Origin of the sequence: Micromonospora sp. NPDC048887, assembly GCF_040649715.1 — a bacterium.
Taxonomy (GTDB): Bacteria; Actinomycetota; Actinomycetes; order Mycobacteriales; family Micromonosporaceae; genus Micromonospora.
This window is the reverse complement of the sequence record NZ_JBEZGA010000008.1, coordinates 189618-209851: the sequence shown is the minus strand read 5'-3', so window position 1 is coordinate 209851 and position 20234 is coordinate 189618. Positions and strand designations below refer to the sequence as shown.

At 72.2% G+C, this 20234-nt stretch carries 18 protein-coding genes; 15 read left to right on the top strand and 3 right to left on the bottom strand.

Annotated elements, in window-relative coordinates:
- Positions 1 to 104 precede the first annotated feature (104 nt).
- The 9 genes from AB0C17_RS15385 (at position 105) to AB0C17_RS15345 (ending at position 11192) form a co-directional block, all read left to right on the top strand.
- Positions 105 to 1922, top strand: coding sequence for a glycoside hydrolase family 13 protein (locus AB0C17_RS15385; RefSeq protein ID WP_357478977.1), 1818 nt, complete (start codon positions 105 to 107; stop codon positions 1920 to 1922).
- A 157-nt stretch (positions 1923 to 2079) separates the two neighbouring features.
- Positions 2080 to 2421 (top strand): hypothetical protein, encoded by a 342-nt coding sequence (locus AB0C17_RS15380; RefSeq protein WP_357478974.1) that lies wholly within the window; start codon positions 2080 to 2082, stop codon positions 2419 to 2421.
- A gap of 277 nt (positions 2422 to 2698) precedes the next feature.
- Complete coding sequence (locus tag AB0C17_RS15375; RefSeq protein ID WP_357381794.1) at positions 2699 to 3769, top strand: BMP family ABC transporter substrate-binding protein; 1071 nt, start codon at positions 2699 to 2701, stop codon at positions 3767 to 3769.
- A gap of 122 nt (positions 3770 to 3891) precedes the next feature.
- On the top strand, positions 3892 to 5532 hold the full coding sequence (locus AB0C17_RS15370; RefSeq protein WP_357381452.1) for an ABC transporter ATP-binding protein: 1641 nt from the start codon (positions 3892 to 3894) through the stop codon (positions 5530 to 5532).
- A complete protein-coding gene (locus AB0C17_RS15365; RefSeq protein ID WP_357381454.1) occupies positions 5529 to 6893 on the top strand; it encodes an ABC transporter permease in 1365 nt (454 codons plus the stop codon). Before AB0C17_RS15370 ends, AB0C17_RS15365 begins: the two co-directional genes overlap by 4 nt.
- Positions 6894 to 6895: 2 nt before the next feature.
- Positions 6896 to 8176: an ABC transporter permease gene (locus AB0C17_RS15360; RefSeq protein WP_357381456.1), complete on the top strand. Its 1281-nt coding sequence runs from the start codon at positions 6896 to 6898 to the stop codon at positions 8174 to 8176.
- Positions 8177 to 8269: 93 nt separating this feature from the next.
- Complete coding sequence (locus AB0C17_RS15355; RefSeq protein WP_357381458.1) at positions 8270 to 8980, top strand: cytidine deaminase; 711 nt, start codon at positions 8270 to 8272, stop codon at positions 8978 to 8980.
- Positions 8981 to 9142: 162 nt separating this feature from the next.
- A complete protein-coding gene (locus AB0C17_RS15350) occupies positions 9143 to 10423 on the top strand; it encodes a thymidine phosphorylase (RefSeq protein ID WP_357478972.1) in 1281 nt (426 codons plus the stop codon).
- Between the two features lie 88 nt (positions 10424 to 10511).
- Positions 10512 to 11192 carry a DUF4272 domain-containing protein gene (locus AB0C17_RS15345; protein WP_357381462.1) on the top strand — a complete coding sequence of 227 codons (681 nt, stop codon included), beginning with the start codon at positions 10512 to 10514 and terminating at the stop codon, positions 11190 to 11192.
- 6 nt (positions 11193 to 11198) lie between these two features.
- Here the strand turns inward: AB0C17_RS15345 and AB0C17_RS15340 are convergent, their stop codons facing one another.
- Both AB0C17_RS15340 and AB0C17_RS15335 read right to left on the bottom strand, forming a co-directional pair.
- On the bottom strand, positions 11199 to 12050 hold the full coding sequence (locus AB0C17_RS15340) for a putative RNA methyltransferase (protein WP_357381464.1): 852 nt from the start codon (positions 12048 to 12050) through the stop codon (positions 11199 to 11201).
- Between the two features lie 3 nt (positions 12051 to 12053).
- The gene (locus AB0C17_RS15335; protein ID WP_357381466.1) at positions 12054 to 12527 is read right to left on the bottom strand and encodes a MarR family transcriptional regulator; all 474 of its coding nucleotides are present in this window, start codon (positions 12525 to 12527) and stop codon (positions 12054 to 12056) included.
- A 57-nt stretch (positions 12528 to 12584) separates the two neighbouring features.
- Here AB0C17_RS15335 and AB0C17_RS15330 point away from each other — a divergent pair, with 57 nt between their 5' ends.
- Genes AB0C17_RS15330 through AB0C17_RS15315 form a run of 4 tightly spaced genes read left to right on the top strand, consistent with a single transcriptional unit; the run spans position 12585 to position 15329 of the window.
- Positions 12585 to 13211 (top strand): hypothetical protein, encoded by a 627-nt coding sequence (locus AB0C17_RS15330; RefSeq protein ID WP_357381468.1) that lies wholly within the window; start codon positions 12585 to 12587, stop codon positions 13209 to 13211.
- Positions 13199 to 13774, top strand: coding sequence for an NAD(P)H-dependent oxidoreductase (locus AB0C17_RS15325; RefSeq protein WP_357381470.1), 576 nt, complete (start codon positions 13199 to 13201; stop codon positions 13772 to 13774). Before AB0C17_RS15330 ends, AB0C17_RS15325 begins: the two co-directional genes overlap by 13 nt.
- Positions 13775 to 13779: 5 nt before the next feature.
- A complete protein-coding gene (locus tag AB0C17_RS15320) occupies positions 13780 to 14202 on the top strand; it encodes a PPOX class F420-dependent oxidoreductase (RefSeq protein WP_357479043.1) in 423 nt (140 codons plus the stop codon).
- Between the two features lie 50 nt (positions 14203 to 14252).
- Positions 14253 to 15329, top strand: coding sequence for an adenosine deaminase (locus AB0C17_RS15315; protein ID WP_357381474.1), 1077 nt, complete (start codon positions 14253 to 14255; stop codon positions 15327 to 15329).
- Here AB0C17_RS15315 and AB0C17_RS15310 read toward each other — a convergent pair whose 3' ends face one another.
- Positions 15330 to 15743, bottom strand: coding sequence for a hypothetical protein (locus AB0C17_RS15310; RefSeq protein ID WP_357478968.1), 414 nt, complete (start codon positions 15741 to 15743; stop codon positions 15330 to 15332).
- Between the two features lie 385 nt (positions 15744 to 16128).
- On the opposite strand from AB0C17_RS15310, the gene AB0C17_RS15305 reads away from it, so the two are divergent.
- The gene (locus tag AB0C17_RS15305) at positions 16129 to 19767 is read left to right on the top strand and encodes a nitrate- and nitrite sensing domain-containing protein (RefSeq protein ID WP_357381478.1); all 3639 of its coding nucleotides are present in this window, start codon (positions 16129 to 16131) and stop codon (positions 19765 to 19767) included.
- The gene (locus tag AB0C17_RS15300; RefSeq protein ID WP_013283992.1) at positions 19764 to 20168 is read left to right on the top strand and encodes a roadblock/LC7 domain-containing protein; all 405 of its coding nucleotides are present in this window, start codon (positions 19764 to 19766) and stop codon (positions 20166 to 20168) included. The genes AB0C17_RS15305 and AB0C17_RS15300 overlap by 4 nt, the downstream gene beginning before the upstream one ends.
- Positions 20169 to 20234 lie beyond the last annotated feature (66 nt).

The window sequence follows — 20234 nt, the reverse complement described above, 5'->3', positions numbered from 1 at the left end:
GCGTACACCGGAGCGGTTCTCGGGCGGACCGCCGCGGTCGGGTGAAACCGGCCGCGGCGGGTGCCCGCCCCTCTCCCTGTCGGTACGACGCGAAAGGCAGCACCATGTCCCTTCAGCCGCACCACGACGGTTCCGCCACCTACGTCCCGGAGCAGGAGCCCGCGCTCGGGCAGACGGTGCCGGTCCTCGTCCGGGTCCCGGCCGGCACCGGCGTCTCCCAGGTGCACGTGCGCACCACAGGCGACGGCGAACCGCGCTTCGCCGAGGCACGGATCGACCGCACCGACGGCGGCGACGTGTGGTGGCGGGCCGACGTCGAGGTCCGCAACCCGGTCAGCAACTACCGCTTCCTGCTCGACGGCGAACGCGGCACCCGCTGGCTGAACGCCGCCGGCCTGGCCGGGCACGACGTGCCCGACAACGGCGACTTCAAGCTGGTCAGCTACGCTCCGCCGCCGGCCTGGGCCCGCGACGCGGTGATCTACCAGATCTTCCCGGACCGGTTCGCCCGCTCGGCCGCCGCCGACGGCCGGACCGTGCCGGACTGGGCCATCGGATGCGACTGGGACACCCCTGTCATCGGACGCGGCCCGGAGACGCCCCGGCAGTTCTACGGCGGCGACCTCGACGGGATCACCGAGCGCCTGGACCACCTGGACCGGCTCGGCGTCAACACCGTCTACCTCACGCCGGTCTTCCCGGCCCGTTCCAACCACAGGTACGACGCGTCGAGCTTCGACACCGTCGACCCGCTGCTCGGCGGCGACGCGGCGCTGGCCCGGCTCGCCGACGCGGTGCGCGCCCGGGGGTGGCGGCTGCTCGGCGACATCACCAGCAACCACACCGGCGACGCCCACGACTGGTTCACCGCAGCCGTCTCCGACGTGCACGCGCCGGAACGCGACCTGTACTACTTCGACCTGGCCGGCGGCGACTACGAGTCGTGGAACGGGGTGAAGTCGCTTCCCAAGCTCAACTGGGGCAGCGCGGAGCTGCGCCGACGGTTCGCCACCGCCGAGGACTCGCTGCTGCGCCGCTGGCTGCGCCCGCCGTACGGGCTGGACGGCTGGCGTGTCGACGTGGCGAACATGACCGGCCGGCGCGGCGCGGACGCGTACACCCACGAGGTGGCGCGGCTGCTGCGCGAGGTGGTCGCCGAAACCCGGCCGGACGGCCTGCTGCTGGCCGAGCACGGCCACGACCACACCGGTGACCTGGACCGCGACGGCTGGCACGGGACGATGAACTACGTCGGCTTCACCGACCCGGTCTGGTCCTGGCTGCGTCACGGCGACGACCCGGTGCCGAACTTCCTCGGCACCCCGGGCGGGGTCCGGCGGCGCGACGCGGACGCGGTGCTCGCCACCATGAACACCTACCGGTCGCTGGTGTCGTGGCGGTCGTACACGCACTCGTGGCAGCTGCTCGGCTCGCACGACTCGGCCCGGATCCGCACCGTGGTCGGCGACGCGGCCCGGCAGGAGGTGGCGGCCGGACTGCTCGCCACGATGCCCGGCACGCCTGTGGTCTTCGCCGGGGACGAGCTGGGCCTGACCGGTACGAACGGGGAGGGCTCGCGTACCCCGATGCCGTGGCACCGGCCCCAGAGCTGGGACCGGCGCACGTTCGACGCGTACCGGTCGTTGCTGACGCTGCGCCGCGACGAGCCGGCGCTGCGGCACGGCGGCCTGCGGTGGGTGCACGCGGACGCGGACACGCTCGTCTTCCTGCGCGAGGCGCCCGGGTCGACGGTGCTGGTGCTGGCGAGACGCGCCCCCGGCACCCCGGTCCGCCTGGCCGGCCTGCCCGCCGCCGAGAACGTCTACGGCGACGCCCCCGCCCTCCACCCCGACGCCGAGGGCGCGGTGACCCTCCCCGCCGACGGCCCCACCTTCCAGGTCTGGCGCCTGCACCAGCCCTGACCTCTCGCGATCTTGCGGTTGCGGCCCTTGCGGCGCGGCTTTCGTCCCGTTGTGTCGGGGCGGTAACCGCAAGATCGCGGGGGAGGTGGTCACGGTATGACGGCAGCTCGGCCGGGTCATTACTACAAAGCGTCGTTGATGAGGGAGGATGGGGCGCGTGGAAGCTCTTCGACTGATTCTTCTCTACGTCCATCTGATCGGTTTCGCGCTGTTGCTCGGCGGTGGGATCGCCCAGTACGTCAGCGGCCGGCTGCGCATCAACGCGGCCATGCTCTGGGGCGCGATCATCCAGGTCCTCACCGGCATCGGGCTGTCCGCCCCGCTGCGCGACGGGGACGAGCCGGCCCCGGCGAAACTTGTTACCAAGTTGGTGCTCGCGCTGCTCATCTTCGTCATGGTCTTCTTCTCCCGGAAGCGGGAGACCGTCAACCGTGGCCACTTCCTCGCGATCGTCGGGTTGACGCTGGTCAACGCGGCCGTCGCGGTGTTCTGGCGTTAGTTCGCCGCGAGTCGGGGAAGCTCGGAAAACGGACGTTCGCGACACCACCGCGCACGCCCTACCGGCCGGAGAAGTGACGTGCCCCACCCAAGGGTTACACCGGGGTAACAGACGCTCAACAGTCGTGCACGATTGTCGGCCGGTGGGTGGGCGCGGGCGTACGCTCCCGTCCGTAACGTGGGACGCCGGCGGCACACCGCAGGCCGGCGCAAGGGCTGCACACCGCGCACGACGCGGGGTGCAAGGGGAAGGAGACGTCTTGCGCTCTGTGCGTGGGATGCGGATTGCCTCCGTCATTGCGGCGGGTGGACTCGTGCTGGGCGCTGCCGCGTGTGGTGAGGCTCCGGACGACGACAACAACGCCGGTGGCGACGGCGGCAAGAAGTTCAGCGCCTGCATGGTGACTGACGTCGGCGGCGTCGACGACAAGTCCTTCAACGCCTCGGCCTGGAAGGGCCTGCAGGAGGCGCAGAAGGAGAACGACAAGATCGACATCAAGTACGTCCAGTCGAAGGCCGAGGCGGACTACGAGGTCAACCTGACCGGGTTCGTCAACCAGAAGTGCGACTTCATCCTGGCCGTCGGTGGCCTGATGTCGGACGCCACCAAGGCGGCGGCGGAGAAGAACCCGAACCAGCAGTTCGCCATCGTCGACGCCAACCCGGGTGTGACGAACGTCTTCCCGATGCAGTTCGACACCGCGCAGGCCGCGTTCCAGGCCGGCTACCTGGCCGCCGGGATGAGCAAGACCGGCAAGGTCGGCACCTACGGTGGCCTGCCGATCCCGCCGGTCACCATCTTCATGGACGGCTTCGCCGACGGCGTGGCGTACTACAACAAGGCCAAGAGCAAGAACGTCCAGGTTCTCGGCTGGGACAAGGCCGCCCAGAAGGGCTCCTTCGCCAACTCGTTCGAGAAGCAGGACGAGGGCAAGAAGGTCTCCGACGCGCTCGTCGCGCAGGGTGCCGACATCGTCATGCCGGTCGCCGGCGGCGCCGGTCTGGGCACCACCTCCGCGGCCAAGGCCTCGGGCGGCAAGTACTCGACCGTCTGGGTGGACATCGACGGCTGCGAGAGCACCCCGGACTGCTCGGCGATCCTGACCACCGTCGTCAAGAACATCCCGGACGCCGTCAAGGAGGCCGCGCTGAAGGCCGCCGGCGGCGAGAAGCTCCAGGCCACCCCGGGCTTCGTCGGCACGCTCGCCAACAACGGCGTCTCGATCGCGCCGTACCACGACTTCGACAGCAAGGTCCCGGCGGACCTGAAGGCCGAGGTCGACAAGATCAAGACGGACATCGCGGCCGGCACCATCACCGTCACCTCGAAGGCCCAGCCGACCAAGTGACAGTTCCGCCGGCCCCCACGGTGCGATCATCGGCAGCGGGGGCCGGCGGACACCAGGTTTGACGATCCGGCCGTCCCGGCGCAACGGGGAAGGTACCCCCGGCGCCGGGGCGGCCGATCAGCTTGACTCCCCCCGACATCCCCACCCGGCGTGGTGGCGGCGCGGCAGGTCGCTACGCTGCACCATCGCTCGCACTCCAGGAGGTTGCGCTGAGACTCGAACTGCGCGGCATCACCAAACGGTTCGGTGATCTGGTCGCCAACGACCAGATCGACCTGACGGTGGAGCCTGGAGAGATCCACGCCCTGGTCGGCGAGAACGGCGCCGGCAAGTCGACCCTGATGAACGTGCTCTACGGCCTCTACCAGCCGGACGAGGGCGAGATCCTGGTCGACGGCAAGCCGCTGAAGCTGAAGGGCCCGTCGGACGCGATCGCCGCCGGGATCGGGATGGTGCACCAGCACTTCATGCTGGTGCCGGTCTTCACCGTGGCCGAGAACGTGATGCTCGGCGCCGAGCAGGTCAAGGGGCCCTTCGCCGGGATCCTCGACCGGCGGCGGGCCCGGCGCGAGGTCGCCGAGGTCTCCGAGCGGTACAACCTGCGGGTCGACCCGGACGCGGTGATCGAGGACCTGCCGGTCGGCATCCAGCAGCGGGTGGAGATCGTCAAGGCCCTCACCCGCGACGTCGACCTGCTGATCCTCGACGAGCCCACGGCCGTGCTCACGCCGCAGGAGACCGAGGAACTGCTCACCGTCATGCGGTCGCTCAAGGCCGCCGGCAAGTCGATCGTGTTCATCACCCACAAGCTGGGTGAGGTGAAGGCGATCGCGGACCGGATCACGGTGATCCGGCGCGGGCGGACCGTCGGCACCGCCGAGCCGAGCGCGAGCCGGGACGAGCTGGCCGCGCTGATGGTGGGACGCAGCGTCCGGCTGACCGTCGACAAGAAGCCGGCCACCCCCGGTAAGCCGATCCTTGAGGTCGCCGGCCTGGTCGTGGACGACGACCGGCAGGTCCGCGCGGTCGACGGCGTCGACCTGACAGTGCACGCCGGTGAGGTGCTCGGCGTCGCGGGCGTGCAGGGCAACGGCCAGACCGAGCTGATCGAGGCGATCATGGGCCTGCGCCCGGTGCTCGCCGGCACGATCAGCCTGGACGGCGAGCCGACGCACGGCTGGTCGACCAAGAAGGTGCTGCACGCCGGTGTCGGCTACGTGCCGGAGGACCGCAGCGTGGACGGCCTGGTCAAGGAGTTCTCGGTCGCGGAGAACCTGGTGCTGGACATCTACGACAGGCCGCCGTTCGGCAAGGGCCTGTCGCTGAAGCCCGAGGCCATCGCGAAGTCGGCCCGGGAGCGGATCGAGCAGTTCGACGTCCGTACCTCCTCGGCCGACGCGGCGGTCGGCACGCTCTCCGGCGGCAACCAGCAGAAGGTGATCGTGGCCCGGGAGCTGTCCCGGCCGTTGAAGCTCTTCATCGCCGCCCAGCCCACCCGGGGCGTGGACGTCGGCTCGATCGAGTTCATCCACAGCCGGGTCATCCGCGAGCGGGACATCGGCACCGCGGTCCTGGTGGTCTCCAGCGAACTGGACGAGGTGATCGGCCTGGCCGACCGGATCGCGGTCATGTACCGCGGCCGGATCATCGGCATCGTCGGCCCGGACACCCCGCGTGAGGAGATCGGCCTGCTGATGGCCGGCATCACCCCGGACGCCGCCACCGCTACCGACGACGGCCCTGGCAACGAGGACGAGGCATGACCAACCCGAACCCCGTCTCGGGCTCGCCGGACAAGGAACCGGCGACCGAGGCGCAGGAGTCGCTGAGCGAGGCCCGGGCGACGCCGACGCAGCCGGCCGGTGACACCGAGCAGACGGTCCCGGCCACCGCGACCGCCAAGAAGCCGGCCCCGCCGGGCGAATCCCGCCGCGACATGGGCCGGATGTTCCTGGACAACCTCTGGGCGGCCAACACGGTCACCGTGACAGTGCTCGCGGTGCTGCTGGCCATGGTGGTCGGCGCGGTGCTGATCATCGTGTCCGACCCGGAGGTGCTCGCCACCTACAGCTACATCACGGCCCGCCCCTCCGACGCGCTGAACGCCAGCTGGACGGTGGTCAGCGAGGCGTACGCGAACCTGTTCAAGGGCGCGATCTTCGACCCGGACGCGGTCGGCTTCACCGCCGCCATGAGCCCGATCTCGGAGACGCTCACCTACGCCGCGCCGCTCGTCTTCACCGGCCTGTCGGTGGCGCTCGCCTTCCGCGGCGGCCTGTTCAACATCGGCGCCCAGGGTCAGGCGACGATCGCCGTCATCCTGGCCGCCGTGGCCGGCTTCGCGCTGCCGCTGCCGCCCTTCGTGCACCTGCTGGTGGCGCTGATCGCGGGCGCGCTCGGCGGCGCGCTCTGGGGCTTCATCCCCGGCATTCTCAAGGCCCGGGCCGGCGCGCACGAGGTGATCAACACGATCATGCTCAACTACGTGGCGGTCTACTTCCTGTCCTGGATCATCGTCCAGAACGGGGTGCAGAACCCGAACCGGTCGGACGCGATCAGCAAGCCGGTCGACTCCTCCGCGCAGCTGCCCCGGCTGCTCGGCGAGGACCTGCGGGTGCACGCCGGCATCCTGCTCGCGGTGGCGGCCACCTGGTTCATCGCCTGGCTGCTCAACCGCTCCACGCTCGGCTTCGAGCTGCGGGCCGTGGGCGCGAACCCGGACGCGGCCCGGACCGCCGGCATCAGCGTCACGAAGACGTACGTGCTGGTGATGGTGCTCGCGGGCATGCTGGCCGGTCTCGGCGGTTCGACCATGGTGCTCGGCACCACCGCCACCGCGCTGACCCCGCTGGTGATCGCGCAGATCGGGTTCGACGGCATCCTGGTCGCGCTGCTCGGCCGCGTGAAGCCGTGGGGCGTGCTGCTGGCGGCGCTGCTGTTCGGCGCGCTCCAGGCCGGCGGCAACCGGATGCAGTCCTACTCCGGCATCTCGCTGGAACTGGTCACCGTGCTCCAGGCGCTCATCGTCATCTTCATCGCCGCGCCTGCCCTGGTGAAGACGATCTTCCAGCTCCGGGCGGCCCGCGCCGCCCGGTTGCAGACGAGCCTCGCGAAGGGCTGGTGAGCATGTCCACCACCGCTGTCCCCGAGGTCGCCGTTACCGCGGTCGACGAGGGTTTCTGGACCCGTAACCGGAAGATCGGCGCGGTCCTGCTGGCGCTGGGTGTGCTCGCGGCGGTGCTGTTCGGCGCGCTCGCGACCGACCAGCACGCGCGGTTCACGCTCAGCGAGACCGAGGGCGGGGCCGCCCTGGAGATCAACGGCACGGTCGGCGCGATCCTGTTCGGGCTGATCACCGCCGGGGCCGGAGGCGCGCTGCTGGCCGGCGTGCCGAAGCGCTGGTTCACGCTGCTGCTCGGCGCCGGGCTGGTCGCCTTCGTGCTGAGCTTCCTGTGCTGGCAGGTCTCCGCCGCGCCCGAGGGCCGCAACTTCATGCCGCTGGTGAACGTCGTACGCGGCACGTTCATCCTGGCCCTGCCGCTGATCTTCGGCGCGCTCGCCGGTGTGCTGTGCGAGCGCTCCGGCGTGGTCAACGTGGCCATCGAGGGTCAGCTCCTGATGGGCGCGTTCTCCGGCGCGCTGTTCGGCAGCATGTCCGGCAGCGTCTGGGTGGGCCTGGTGGCCGCCGCCGTCGGCGGCGCGTTCATCTCGTTCCTGCTGGCGGTGTTCTCCATCCGCTACCTGGTCGACCAGGTCGTCATGGGCATCGTGCTCAACCTGCTCGCGGTCGGCATCACCGGCTTCCTCTACGAGCGGCTGATGCAGACCGACGCGGCGAAGTACAACAGCGCGCCCCGGTTCGGCAACTGGGAGATCCCGCTGCTGTCCGACATCCCGCTGCTCGGCCCGGCGCTGTTCCGGGGCAACATCTTCCTCTACCTCGGCCTGCTGCTGGTGCTCGTCATCCACCTGGCGCTGTTCCGCACCCGGTGGGGCCTGCGGACCCGCTCGGTGGGCGAGCACCCCACCGCCGCCGACACGCTGGGCGTGAAGGTGCTGCGGCTGCGCTACCGCAACGTGATCCTTGCCGGTCTGGTGGCCGGTGTCGGCGGCGCCTCGTACACGCTGGCGCTCTACTCGTTCACCAAGAACATGATCGGCGGTAAGGGCTTCATCGCCCTGGCCGCGCTGATCTTCGGCCGGTGGAGCCCGACCGGCGCGCTGCTGGCGGCGCTCTTCTTCGGCTTCGCCGACCAGCTCGCCACCTACCTGGGCGCGATCGGCAGCAGCATCCCGAGCCAGTTCCTGGCGATGCTGCCGTACCTGGCGACGATCCTGGCCGTGGCCGGGCTGGTCGGCAAGGTCCGGGCACCGGCCGCCGACGGCAAGCCGTACATCAAGGGCTGACCGCCCGCCGCGACACCGATGCCCGGCGGGGCGACCCGCCGGGCATCGTCGTCTCCGGCCGCAACCGCGACCGATCGGCGTTGACTGGGCAGAATGGGGATTGTGATGGAGATCGACTGGGAGCGGCTGCGGGCCGCCGCCACCGAGGTGATGCGGCACGCCTACGTGCCGTACTCGAAGTTCCCGGTGGGCGCCGCCGCGCTCGTCGATGACGGCCGGGTCGTGGTCGGCTGCAACGTGGAGAACGCCGGCTACGGGGTCACCCTCTGCGCCGAGTGCGGCGTGGTCTCGCAGCTGCACGCCACCGGCGGCGGCCGGATCGTGGCGCTGTCCTGCGTCGACGCCACCGGTGAGCCGCTGATGCCGTGCGGCAGGTGCCGGCAGTTGCTCTGGGAGCAGGGCGGGCCGGAGTGCCTGGTCGAGGCGAAGGGCGGGCCGTTGCGGATGGCCGAGCTGCTGCCGCACGCCTTCGACGTGGCCGACATCGAGGCGGTGACCGGCGAGCACCCGGTGCCTGTGGTGCCGGACCGGCTGGCCGCCTGGCGGGGCCGGGGCACCGTGTTCGTGCATCCCGACCTGTCGGCCGGGCAGCAGGTGTGGACCGCGTACTGGGAGCGGTCGTCCGGTGAGACCGGCGCCGAGACCGGCGTGCTGGAGGAGGGCTCGACCTGGGACGACCCGGCCGGGGCGATCGAGTGGGGGCTGGCGCGGACGCCGCGCGTGGTGGTGGTGGACGCTTCGGGGACGATCTTCTGGGCTGGTGAGGGTGAGCCTCCTACGGAGATTCCGGTTCGTTGGGGTTGAGCCGGTTGAGTCGGGGTTGCGGTTGGGGCCGGGGCCGACCGCGCCCGGCTCCGGGCGGTCAGGCTTGATCCCTCCGCCGGGCACGGTCGGCCCCGGCCCGACGTGGGCACCGAACGCGGCGAGTGCGGCCGACGTTGTTGATCTATTGATGGGAACTCAAAGGTGAGTGCTTTTACGGCGGTTGATGTCATTCGGGCCAAGCGGGACGGGGGTGTGCTGAGCGACGGGCAGATCGACTGGGTGGTCGACGCGTACACCAGGGGTCTGGTCGCCGACGAGCAGATGTCGGCGCTGGCCATGGCGATCCTGCTGCGCGGCATGACCGCTCCGGAGATCGCCCGGTGGACCGCCGCCATGATCGCCAGCGGCGAGCGGCTCGACCTGTCGCCGGTGTCCCGGCCGACAGTGGACAAGCACTCCACCGGCGGCGTCGGTGACAAGATCACCCTGCCGCTGACCCCGCTGGTGGCGGCCTGCGGCGCGGCGGTGCCGCAGCTGTCCGGCCGGGGCCTGGGCCACACCGGCGGCACGCTGGACAAGCTGGAGTCGATCCCGGGCTGGCGGGCGGCGCTCACGAACGACGAGTTCATCGCCCAGCTCCGCGACGTGGGCGCGGTGATCTGCGCGGCCGGTGACGGGCTCGCCCCGGCCGACCGCAAGCTGTACGCGCTGCGCGACGTCACCGGCACCGTCGAGGCGATCCCGCTGATCGCCAGCTCGATCATGAGCAAGAAGATCGCCGAGGGGACCGGCGCGCTGGTGCTCGACGTGAAGGTCGGCTCCGGCGCGTTCATGAAGAACGTCGACGACGCCCGCGAGCTGGCCCGCACCATGGTCGAACTGGGCGGCGCGCACGGCGTACGGACCGTCGCCCTGCTCACCGACATGTCCACCCCGCTCGGCCTGGCCGTGGGCAACGCGGTCGAGGTGACCGAGTCGGTGGAGGTGCTCGCCGGTGGCGGCCCGGCCGACGTGGTGGAGCTGACGCTGGCGCTGGCCCGGGAGATGCTCGACGCGGTCGGCCTGCCGGACGCCGACCCGGAGGCGGCGCTGCGGGACGGCCGGGCGATGGACGCCTGGCGCACCATGATCCGGGCGCAGGGCGGCGACCCGGACGCGCCGATGCCCGCCGCGAACGAGGTCGAGCTGGTCACCGCCACCGAGGACGGCTGGGTCGCCGAGATCGACGCGTACGCGATCGGGGTCGCCGCCTGGCGGCTCGGCGCGGGCCGGGCCCGCAAGGAGGACCCGGTGAGCATCCCGGCGGGCGTGGTGCTGCACAAGCGCCGCGGTGACCGGGTGCGGGTCGGCGACCCGCTGTTCGAGCTGCGCGCCGAGCACGCCGAGCGGATGCCCGCCGCGCTGGCCGAGGCACGCGCCGCGGTGCGGGTGGCGCCGGACGCGCCGGAGGCGACGCCGCTCGTCGTCGAGCGGATCGGCTGAGGGCCATGGTGCCGCCCCGGTCGGAGTCGCTATCCTCCCAGGCCAGGGGGGACCGACCGGCGAGGACCCGAACAGACAGGGACTGACCGTGCGCGTACCCGCTCCCGACCCCCGGGCCGTCCGGGAGGCGAGCCTGGACGAGTTGTCCCGGCTGGGCCTTCCGCTGCCACCGCCGCAGTTCCCGCTGGTGTGGGAGCCGGACGACGAGATCGAGCTGCGTCCGACAGCGGAGATCGAGGCCCGGATAGCGGTCCTGCACGTGATCCTGGCCCGCTGCTTCGGCATGCCCGCGCAGGCGGCGATGAGCTGGCTGCTGGAGTCGCACCTGGTCGACTCGGTGACGCCGCCGGAGTGGCAGTTCGTGATGGGCGGCCGGGGTGACCACAGGTCGTTCGTGCTGCACCACGACGCCCTGTTCTCGCTGGCCTGGGTGCTCGGGCTGGCGAAGGAGCTGGACCCGACGGTGCCGGTGGACGAGCGGCTGGTCGAGCGGATGCCGAACCTGGTCGCGGGGGAGACGTTCGGCCAGTGGCAGGCCCGGATCCTGGCCGCGCCGCAGCATCCGGGCGACGCGGCGGCCCTGCTCGACCTGCACTACTGCCTGGACTGGGCGTACCTGGAGACGGAGAAGGCCGGCGGGCCGCTGCCCGGGCTGGTGGACGCCAACGCGATCGGGCAGCGCCGGTGGGCGCTGGAGTGGGCGGTGGTGCTGCGCGGGCCGTACCACGACGAGCCGCCGGGCTGGGAAGAGGTCGACCTGTCCACCTGAGCGCGGTCAGCGCGGGCGGTGCACGGTGAGCCGGACCGAGAGCGTGACCGGCACCGGTTCGGGCAGCGCGGCGATGCGCGCGGCGAGCCGTTGCGGGTCGGCGTGCCAGGCGCTCGGTCCCATCCCGACGAGCGTGGCGACCTCGGCGCGGGTCAGCGCGAGCCGGGCCCGGTGCCCGGTGGCGGACTCCTCGGTGAAGCGGGCGCCGAGGCTCCCGGCGACCCGCTCGGCCTTGTCCGGGTCCACCCGCAGCAGGTCCAGCGCGTCGACGAGTTCGGTCAGGTGGTCGGCGGCCGGGGTGACCACGAGCAGCGCGCCGCCGGGGTCGAGCACCCGGTGGAACTCCGGGCCGTTGCGCGGCGCGAACACGTTCAGCAGCACGGCGGTGGACCGGTCGGCCAGCGGTAGCCGCTGCCAGGTGTCGGCCAGCGCGGCGGCGGCCCGCGGGTGCGCCTTGGCCGCGCGGCGCAGCGCCGGCTTGGAGACGTCCAGGGCCAGGCCGGCGGCGTCCGGCAGCGCCGCCAGCACCGCCGCGAGGTAATGCCCGGTCCCGGCGCCGGCATCGACGACCAGGGGGTACGGCTCGACGCCCGCGACGCGTACCGCTGTGGTCGCGAGCGCGGCGGCGACGGTGTCGTAGTGGCCGGCGGCGAGGAAGCCGGCGCGGGCGGCGACCATCTCGGCGCTGTCCCCGGTGTGCGGGGTGCGGCCGGCGAGCAGGTTGACGTATCCCTGCCGGGCCATGTCGAAGCTGTGCCCGCGCGGGCAGCGCAGCGCGCGTGCGGTGCCGGCGGTGGTCTCGGTGAGCGGTTCGGCGCAGACCGGGCAGCGCAGCCGGTCGAGGATGCGATCGTCCACGGCTCAGTGCTCCGCAGCCGGGCGGCCGGTGAGGTGGCCGATCACGCGCTGGCTGAGCGTGCCGAGCGCGGACACCTCGGCCGGGGTGAGCCGGTCGATCAGGTGCCGGCGGACGGCTGCCACGTGCCCTGGCGCGGCGGCCTCGACAGCCCGGCGCCCGGCCGGGGTGAGCACGACGACCGAGCCGCGGCCGTCGGTGGCGCACTCCTCCCGGGTGACCAGGCCGCGTTGCTGCATGCGGGAGATGTGGTGGGACAGGCGGCTGCGGGACCAGAGCATCCGGTCGGCGAGTTCGCTGAGCCGTAGCCGCTGCTCCGGGGTCTCGGAGAGGTCGCTCAGGACGTCGTAGTCCGGCTCGGAGAGCCCGGCGTCCTGCATCAGCTCCCGGGCCAGTTCCAGGTCGAGCAGGCGGCGCATGCGGCGGTAGCCGCGCCACGCGCGGTCCTCCTGCTCGTCCAGCCAGCGCGGTTCGTCCACGAACCGATCCTACCGGTGTTGTTGACATGTCACCAAGTTGCGACCTAGGTTGATGACATGTCAACCAAACTGCCGTCCCGGCTGGTGCGGCTGTCGGCCGGCCTGGCCCTGTTCGGCGGCAGCGTCGCGCTGATGGTCCGCGCCGACCTCGGGCTCGCGTCCTGGGACGTGCTGCACCAGGGCCTCGCCGACCGCACCGGCCTGCCGATGGGCCTGCTGGTGAACGGCGTGGCGCTGCTGGTGCTGCTGCTGTGGATCCCGCTGCGGCAACGCCCGGGCGTCGGCACCGTCGCGAACGTCGCGCTCGTCGGCCTGGCCCTCGACGCGACGCTAGCCCTGCTGCCGCCGGTCGACCCGCTCGCCGGCCGGATCGGCCTGCTGGTCGCGGGCGTCCTGCTCAACGGCCTCGCCACCGCGCTCTACCTCGGCGCCCGCCTCGGCCCCGGTCCGCGGGACGGGCTGATGACCGGCCTGGCCGCCCGCGGCCTGCCGCTCGGCCCGGCACGCACCGGGATCGAGGTGACGGTGCTGACGGTCGGCTGGCTGCTCGGCGGTGCCGTCGGCCCCGGCACCCTGCTCTACGCGATCGGCATCGGGCCGATCGTCGCCTGGCTCGTTCCCCGGCTCACCGCGCCGGCCCCGGCCGCCGTCCCGACAGGAGTGACCTCACCATGCCCCGCCTGAACGTCGTCGTCGCCAGCACCCGCCCCGGCCGGGTCGGTCGTCGCATCGGTGACTGGTTCGCCGCCGCCGCCGTCCGCCACGCCGGCTTCGACGAGGTACGCCTGGTCGACCTGGCCGAGATCGGGTTGCCCTTCCACGACGAGCCGCAGCACCCGTCCGAACGGGACTACCTGCACGAGCACACCCGCGCCTGGAGTGCCGAGATCGACGCGGCGGACGCCTTCGTCCTGGTCATGCCGGAGTACAACTACGGCTTCAGCGCGCCGCTGAAGAACGCGATCGACTACCTCTACCACGAGTGGCAGCACAAGCCGGTCGGCTTCGTCAGCTACGGCATGACCTCCGGGGGCCTGCGTGCGGTGCAGATGATCAAGCAGGTGGTGACCACGTTGAACATGACGCCGGTCAACGACCAGGTGGTCGTCTTCCTGCGGCAGGCGCTGGACGAGTCGGGTGAGCTGCGACCCGACCCCGGCCGTGAGGAGGCCGCCGCGCTCATGCTCGACCGGCTCGCGCGGCTGGCCGTCGCGCTCGCGCCGCTGCGGTCCGAGGTGGCGCGGTGAGCGCGGTGAGCGCGGTGAGCGCCCGGCTATGGGAGCTGTTCGGTGAGCGCGGGCGCGGGGTGCTCGCCACGCTGCGCCGGGACGGCCGGCCCCAGCTGTCGAACCTCGACTATCTGGCCGAGCCGGGTCTGATCCGCTGCTCCACCACCGGCGACCGGGCGAAGGTGCGCAACCTGCGTCGCGACCCCCGGGCCAGCTTCCACGTCACCACCGCCGACGGCGCGGCGTACGCGGTGGCCGAGGGCACCGTGACGCTCACCCGGCCGGCCGCCGCCACCGACGACGCCACGGTCGAGGAACTGGTCGAGGTCTACCGGCGGATCCGGGGCGAGCACCCGGACTGGGCCGAGTACCGGGCCGCCATGGTGGCCGACGGGCGGGTGGTCCTGCGGCTCGCGGTGGAGCGGGTGTACGGCTGGCATCCCTGACCGGCCCGGTCGACCGCCCGGCGGGCACCGGGGGTGACTAGGGTCTGAGCATGGTCGCAATCTCGTACGAGGACATCGTCAAGGTCCCGAAGGCGCTGCTGCACGATCACCTCGACGGCGGCCTGCGGCCCGCGACGATCGTCGAGCTGGCCGCCGAGGTCGGTCACGAACTGCCCACCACCGACCCGGCTGCGCTCGGCCTCTGGTTCACCGAGGCGGCGAACTCCGGCTCGCTGGAGCGCTACCTGGAGACGTTCGCGCACACGGTGGCGGTCATGCAGACCCCTGCCGCGTTGCGCCGGGTCGCCCGGGAGTGCGCGCTGGACCTGGCCGCCGACGGTGTGGTCTACGCCGAGGTGCGGTTCGCGCCGGAGCAGCACCTGGAGCAGAACCTGACCCTGGACGAGGTGGTCGACGCCGTCGTCACCGGCTTCCGGGAGGGCAGCGCGCTGGCCGCCGAGGCGGGCACCCCGATCCGGGTCGGCACGCTGCTGACCGCGATGCGGCACGCGGCCCGCTCGCAGGAGATCGCCGAGCTGGCCGTGCGGCACCGCGACACCGGGGTGGTCGGCTTCGACATCGCCGGCGCCGAGGCGGGCTTCCCGCCCACCCGGCACCTGGACGCGTTCGAGTACCTCCAGCGGGAGAACTTCCACTTCACCATCCACGCCGGTGAGGCGTTCGGCCTGCCGTCCATCTGGCAGGCGATCCAGTGGTGCGGCGCCGACCGGCTCGGCCACGGCGTCCGCATCGTCGACGACATCACCCCGGGCAACCCGCCGGTGCTGGGCCGGCTGGCCGCGTACGTGCGGGACAAGCGCATCCCGCTGGAGCTGTGCCCGTCGTCGAACGTGCAGACCGGGGCGGCGGCCTCGATCGCCGACCACCCGATCGGGCTGCTGCGCGACCTGCGGTTCCGGGTGACGGTGAACACCGACAACCGGCTGATGAGCGGCACCTCGATGTCGCGGGAGATGGCGCTGCTGGTGGAGGCCTTCGGCTACGGCTGGAAGGAACTCCAGTGGTTCACCATCAACGCGATGAAGAGCGCGTTCATCCCGTTCGACGAGCGGCTGCGGATCATCGACGAGGTGATCAAGCCGGCGTACGCCGAGCTGATCGGCTGATCACGACTGGCGGGGGTGGCCGGAGAGCAGCGCGGCCACCCCGCGCAGCACCTGCCCGGCCCGGGCCGCCTCGGCGCCCAGCCCGGTCTGCCGGCGCAGCACGGCCGGTTCGGCGCGCAGCAGCGCGACGCCGCGCCGGAGCAGCACCCGGGGCGCCTTGCGCTGTTCGGTGAGATCCCGGGCGAGGCGGCGCAGGAACGTCGCGCCACGCGGGCGGCGCAACGCGTACGCCCCGGCGAGCAGCCCGCGCCGCCGGCACTCGGCCACGATCTCGGCCGCGAAGATCCCCTCGGCGACGAAGATTGGCGATCCGTCGACATCGAATGGCCGGGTGGCTACCCGGCGGTCCGCGCCGATCGCATAAACCGGCACTTCGGCCTTGCCCTCACGGGCCAGTCGGGCGATTGTTTGCACCGCTGTGTCCGCATCCCAGGACAGTGGGGACTCCCAATCCACCTGTCCGTTTCGACGTGGACACGTAGGGTCATCGCCGTCCTTGTAGAAGTCGTCCAGGCAGAGCACCGGAAGTCCGGTTCGCTGGGCTATGTATGACTTTCCCGAGCCGGAGGGGCCGGCGAGCAGGACGACGCGGTGCGGGTGATTCATTACCTTCAGTGACTCCGGCCAGACGGATTGCTATCAAATTGCATCAACATCTCATCACACCTCCGGCGAGGGACAACCTGGTCTTTCTCTTTGCGGAGCGGCGTGATGGAATCTCGGAGGTCCGACCCGCCGGGTCGGTCGCTCGGCGTTGCCCTCAGGGTGGCGCGGAGCGCGGTAATGCGAGGGCGGTGACGTGAGCAAACGGCCAACGACGGCGGGCTCCTTCCTGTCGCGGCTGCGCCGGCCGATGAGCCGGCTACGCGACATGCCGATCTGGTCCAAGCTCGGTCTGATCATGATCGTGCCGACCATCGCCACGGTCGTGGTGGGCACCAGTGGTCTGGTCGACCACCTGGAGACGCTCAACAATGCCAACCGGGCGGGGGATCTGGCCAACCTGATCGGCTACTCGGGTGACCTGGTCGACACCGTGCAGGACGAGCGGGTCGGCGCCGTGCTCTTCCTCGGCGCCAAGGAGTTCCAGACCCGGGCGCAGTACCAGGAGGGTTACAACCGGGCCAACCAGCGGGTGGACCAGGCGAAGTCGCCCTACCTGCGGCAGCGTGGCGAGATCGACGACCTGCCCCGCAACTTCGTCGGGCTGCTGGACACGATCGACACCCAGCTGAAGGACCTCCCGGCGACGCGCAGCCAGGTGCTGAACGGCAAGCTCAAGATCAACGATGCCGACCAGGCGTACCGCCAGCTCATCGAGGACCTGCTGACCATCCGCGACTCGGCCACCCAGCTCGCCGGCAACAACGACCTGAGTGACCGGATGCGCGCGTCGGCCGCCGTGGCCCGCCAGAAGGAATACCTGACCCAGCGCCGGGTCGTCGTCCACCAGGCGCTCACCCAGAACCAGTACACCGCCGCGCTGCGCGAGCAGTTCATCGCCAGCGGCACCGGCCAGTCGCAGTCGCTGGCCACCTTCCAGGCCGTCGCCACCGAGCCCGACAAGCTGTTCTACGAGCAGACCGTCTCCGGGCCCGACCTGCGCAAGGCCGACCGCTTCACCAGTTTCATCTCCGGCAACAACAACGGCTCGATGGAGAACGCCCCGTTCGGGTCGGACCAGTGGGACCAGACGATGGTCGCCAACGCCAAGCTGATCCGGACCGTGGAGGCCCGGCTCGACGGCAACGTGGTCCGGCAGGCCGACGCGCTGCGCTCGGACACCCAGCGCCAGGTGTTCCTGGAGACCGGCCTGCTGCTCACCATGCTGCTGCTGGCCATCCTCTTCGCCTACCTGGTGGCCCGGTCGATGGCCCGCTCGCTGCGCGACCTGCGCCAGGGCGCCCTGGCGGTGGCCCAGTACGGGCTGCCACAGGCGGTCGCCCGGCTGCGGGACCCGCAGGTGACCGGCCAGCTCTCCCCGGTCCAACTGGCCAACCAGATCGCCGAGCCGCTGCCGGTGCGCAGCAAGGACGAGTTCGGCCAGGTGACCGAGGCGTTCAACGCCGTCCACCTGGAGGCCGTCCGTACCGCCGCCGAGCAGGCCGCCCTGCGGGCCTCGGTCGCGACCATGTTCGTCAACCTGGCCCGCCGCTCGCAGATCCTGGTCGACCGGCTGATCGGCCACCTCGACCGGCTGGAGCGCGGCGAGGAGGACCCGGACCGGCTGGCCGAGCTGTTCCAGCTCGACCACCTGGCCACCCGGATGCGCCGCAACGACGAGAACCTGCTGGTCCTCGCCGGAGCGGACTCCACCCGCGTGCAGCGCGAGCCCGCCGCCCTGATCGACGTGCTCCGCGCCGCCCAGTCCGAGGTCGAGCACTACACCCGGATCGAGTTCGGCGTGATCGACCGGGACATCGAGGTCGCCGCGCACGCTGTCAACGACCTGGTGCACCTGGTCGCCGAGCTGTTCGACAACGCCACCGCCTTCTCCCCGCCGGACTCCCAGGTCATGGTGGAGGCCCGGCGGGTCGGCGACCGCGCCTCCCTCTACGTGGAGGACCGGGGCATCGGCATCAGCCCGGAGCAGATCCGTGACCTCAACGAGCGGCTGGCCACGCCGCCGCAGGTGGACGTCGCGGTCTCCCGGATGATGGGCCTGGTCGTGGTCGCGCGGCTGGCCGCCCGGCACGGCGTCCGGGTCGAGCTGCGGCCCGGCGCCGACCGGGGCACCGTCGCCGACGTGACGCTGCCGACCTCGGTCCTGGTGCCGCGCGCCCTGGCCGGCCGCGGACAGCCCGGACCGGCGCTGCCGGCCGCCGGCCCGCAGCAGAACGGCCCGGCGCCGGCCTTCGGCGCCCTGGCCGCCTTCGGCAACAACGCGCCGAGCCTGCCGCCCGCGGCGCACCCGGGCTCCTCGGGCAACCAGGTCACGCTCGGCGGACGCGCCTTCGACCCGGCGCCGCGCAACGGCGCGGGCACCCCGGCGAACGCCGCCGGCGGCGGCCGGGCCATGCCGGCCTGGTCCGACCTGACCGGCGCCAACCCGGCCGGCGGGGACGGCGGCTTCGGTCCCCGGCCCGCAAACGGCCAGTCGATGGACCCGCTGCCGCAGCGGCGCAACCCGGCCGACGGCGATCCGGGCAGCACCGGCCAGCAGCCGGCGATCCCGCGTCAGCTCCCGAGCAGCCCGGAGGCGCGGCCCTACAGCCCGCCGCCGGTCTCCGCGCCGCCCGTCCCGCCGGTGTCGGCGCCGCCGCTGCCGCCGGTCTCCGGCGTGCCGGTCTCCGGCAACCCGATGCCGTACCGCCCGGTCTCGGCCGCCCCGGTCTCCGGCGACCCGTTCTCGGGCCGTCCGGTGTCCGCGGCGCCGGTCTCCGGTGACCCGCTGCCGTACCGCCCGGTCTCGGCGGCTCCGGTCTCCGGGCACCCCGCGTCGGCCGCCCCGGTCTCCGGGCAGCCCACCTCGGGTCACCCGGCCTCCGCGCCGCCGGCGAACCAGTTGCCGACGCGCCCGATGCCCGCCCCGGGTGTCAGCGCCCCGCCGGTCTGGCCCCCGGTCGCGCCGACGCCGGCTCCGCCGGTGCCGGAACGGCCCGCCAGTGGCATGGACATGACCACCGAGCTGCCCCGGGTGCCGCGCACGGAGATGCCCGCCACCCCGCAGCCGGCGGCCGGCCAGCAGGCCGCCGCTCCGGCGGCGGGCCGCCCGGCCACCCCCGCGGCGCCGGTGTCGCGCCCGGCCGCGCCGCAGCAGCCGGGCAACCGCCAGCGGTACGCGGACGAGACGATGGAGCTGCCGATCTTCCGGGAGCTGGAGTCGGCGTGGTTCCGTACCCGCCGGCCCGGGCCCAACGAGGAGGCGGCGGCCCCGGCCCCGGCGACGAACGGTGGCGCCGCCGCCACCCAGCAGTTCGCCAAGGTGGACACAGCCGGCCGGCCCGTGCCGCAGACGACACCAGCAACGACAGGTAACACACCGATGGCACACACTCCGACGGCCGGCGGAGCACCGCGTGACAACGGCGCGGCGAACGGGAACACCCGTCCGGCGTACACCGGGGGGTTGCCCACTCGGCAGCCGGCCGCGTCACCGCAGTCCTCACCGTGGCAGACCGCCGCCGACGACGGCTGGCGGGCCGCCTCGGCGGCCACCGAGGTGCCGGTCGCGGAGACCACCCAGAAGGGTCTGCCGAAGCGGAAGCCGATGGCGCAGCTCGTGCCGGGCAGCATCGAGAAGCCCTCCGCGTCGGTGCAGCGGCGGACGCCGGAGGGAGTCCGGGGCCTGCTCTCGGCCTACCATCGAGGCGTGCAGCGCGGGCGTAACACCGACAGCAACACGACCGGCCCGGAGGGCACTCCGGGCGGGCAGCAGTCCTCGCAGTCTGACTCAGGCCCGGCGGCCGGGAGCGGGCAGAAGGAGCAACAAGGATGACTACTACGCAGGATCTCGGATGGCTGCTCGCCAACTTCGCCGACCGGGTGCCCGGTGTGGCGCACGCGGTCGCGGTGTCGGCCGACGGCCTGCTTCTCGCCTCGTCCCGTGACCTTCCGCGGGACCGCGCCGACCAGCTCGCCGCGATCGCGTCCGGTCTGGTCAGCCTGACCCAGGGCGCGGCCCGCTGCTTCGAGGGCGGGGCGGTGTTGCAGACAGTCGTCGAGATGGACAACGGTTTCCTGTTCCTGATGTCCATCTCGGACGGCTCGTCGTTCGCGGTGCTGGCGGCGCGGAGCTGCGACGTGGGTCAGGTCGGGTACGAGATGGCCCTGCTCGTGGACCGGGTGGGCGATGCCCTGACGCCGCAGCCGCGAACGGCTGTGGGGATGATGGGCTGAATGACGCGCTGGCCGGTGGGTCAGGTGCGGGAACGACAAATACAGCGACGGATGCCACCGGGGCGA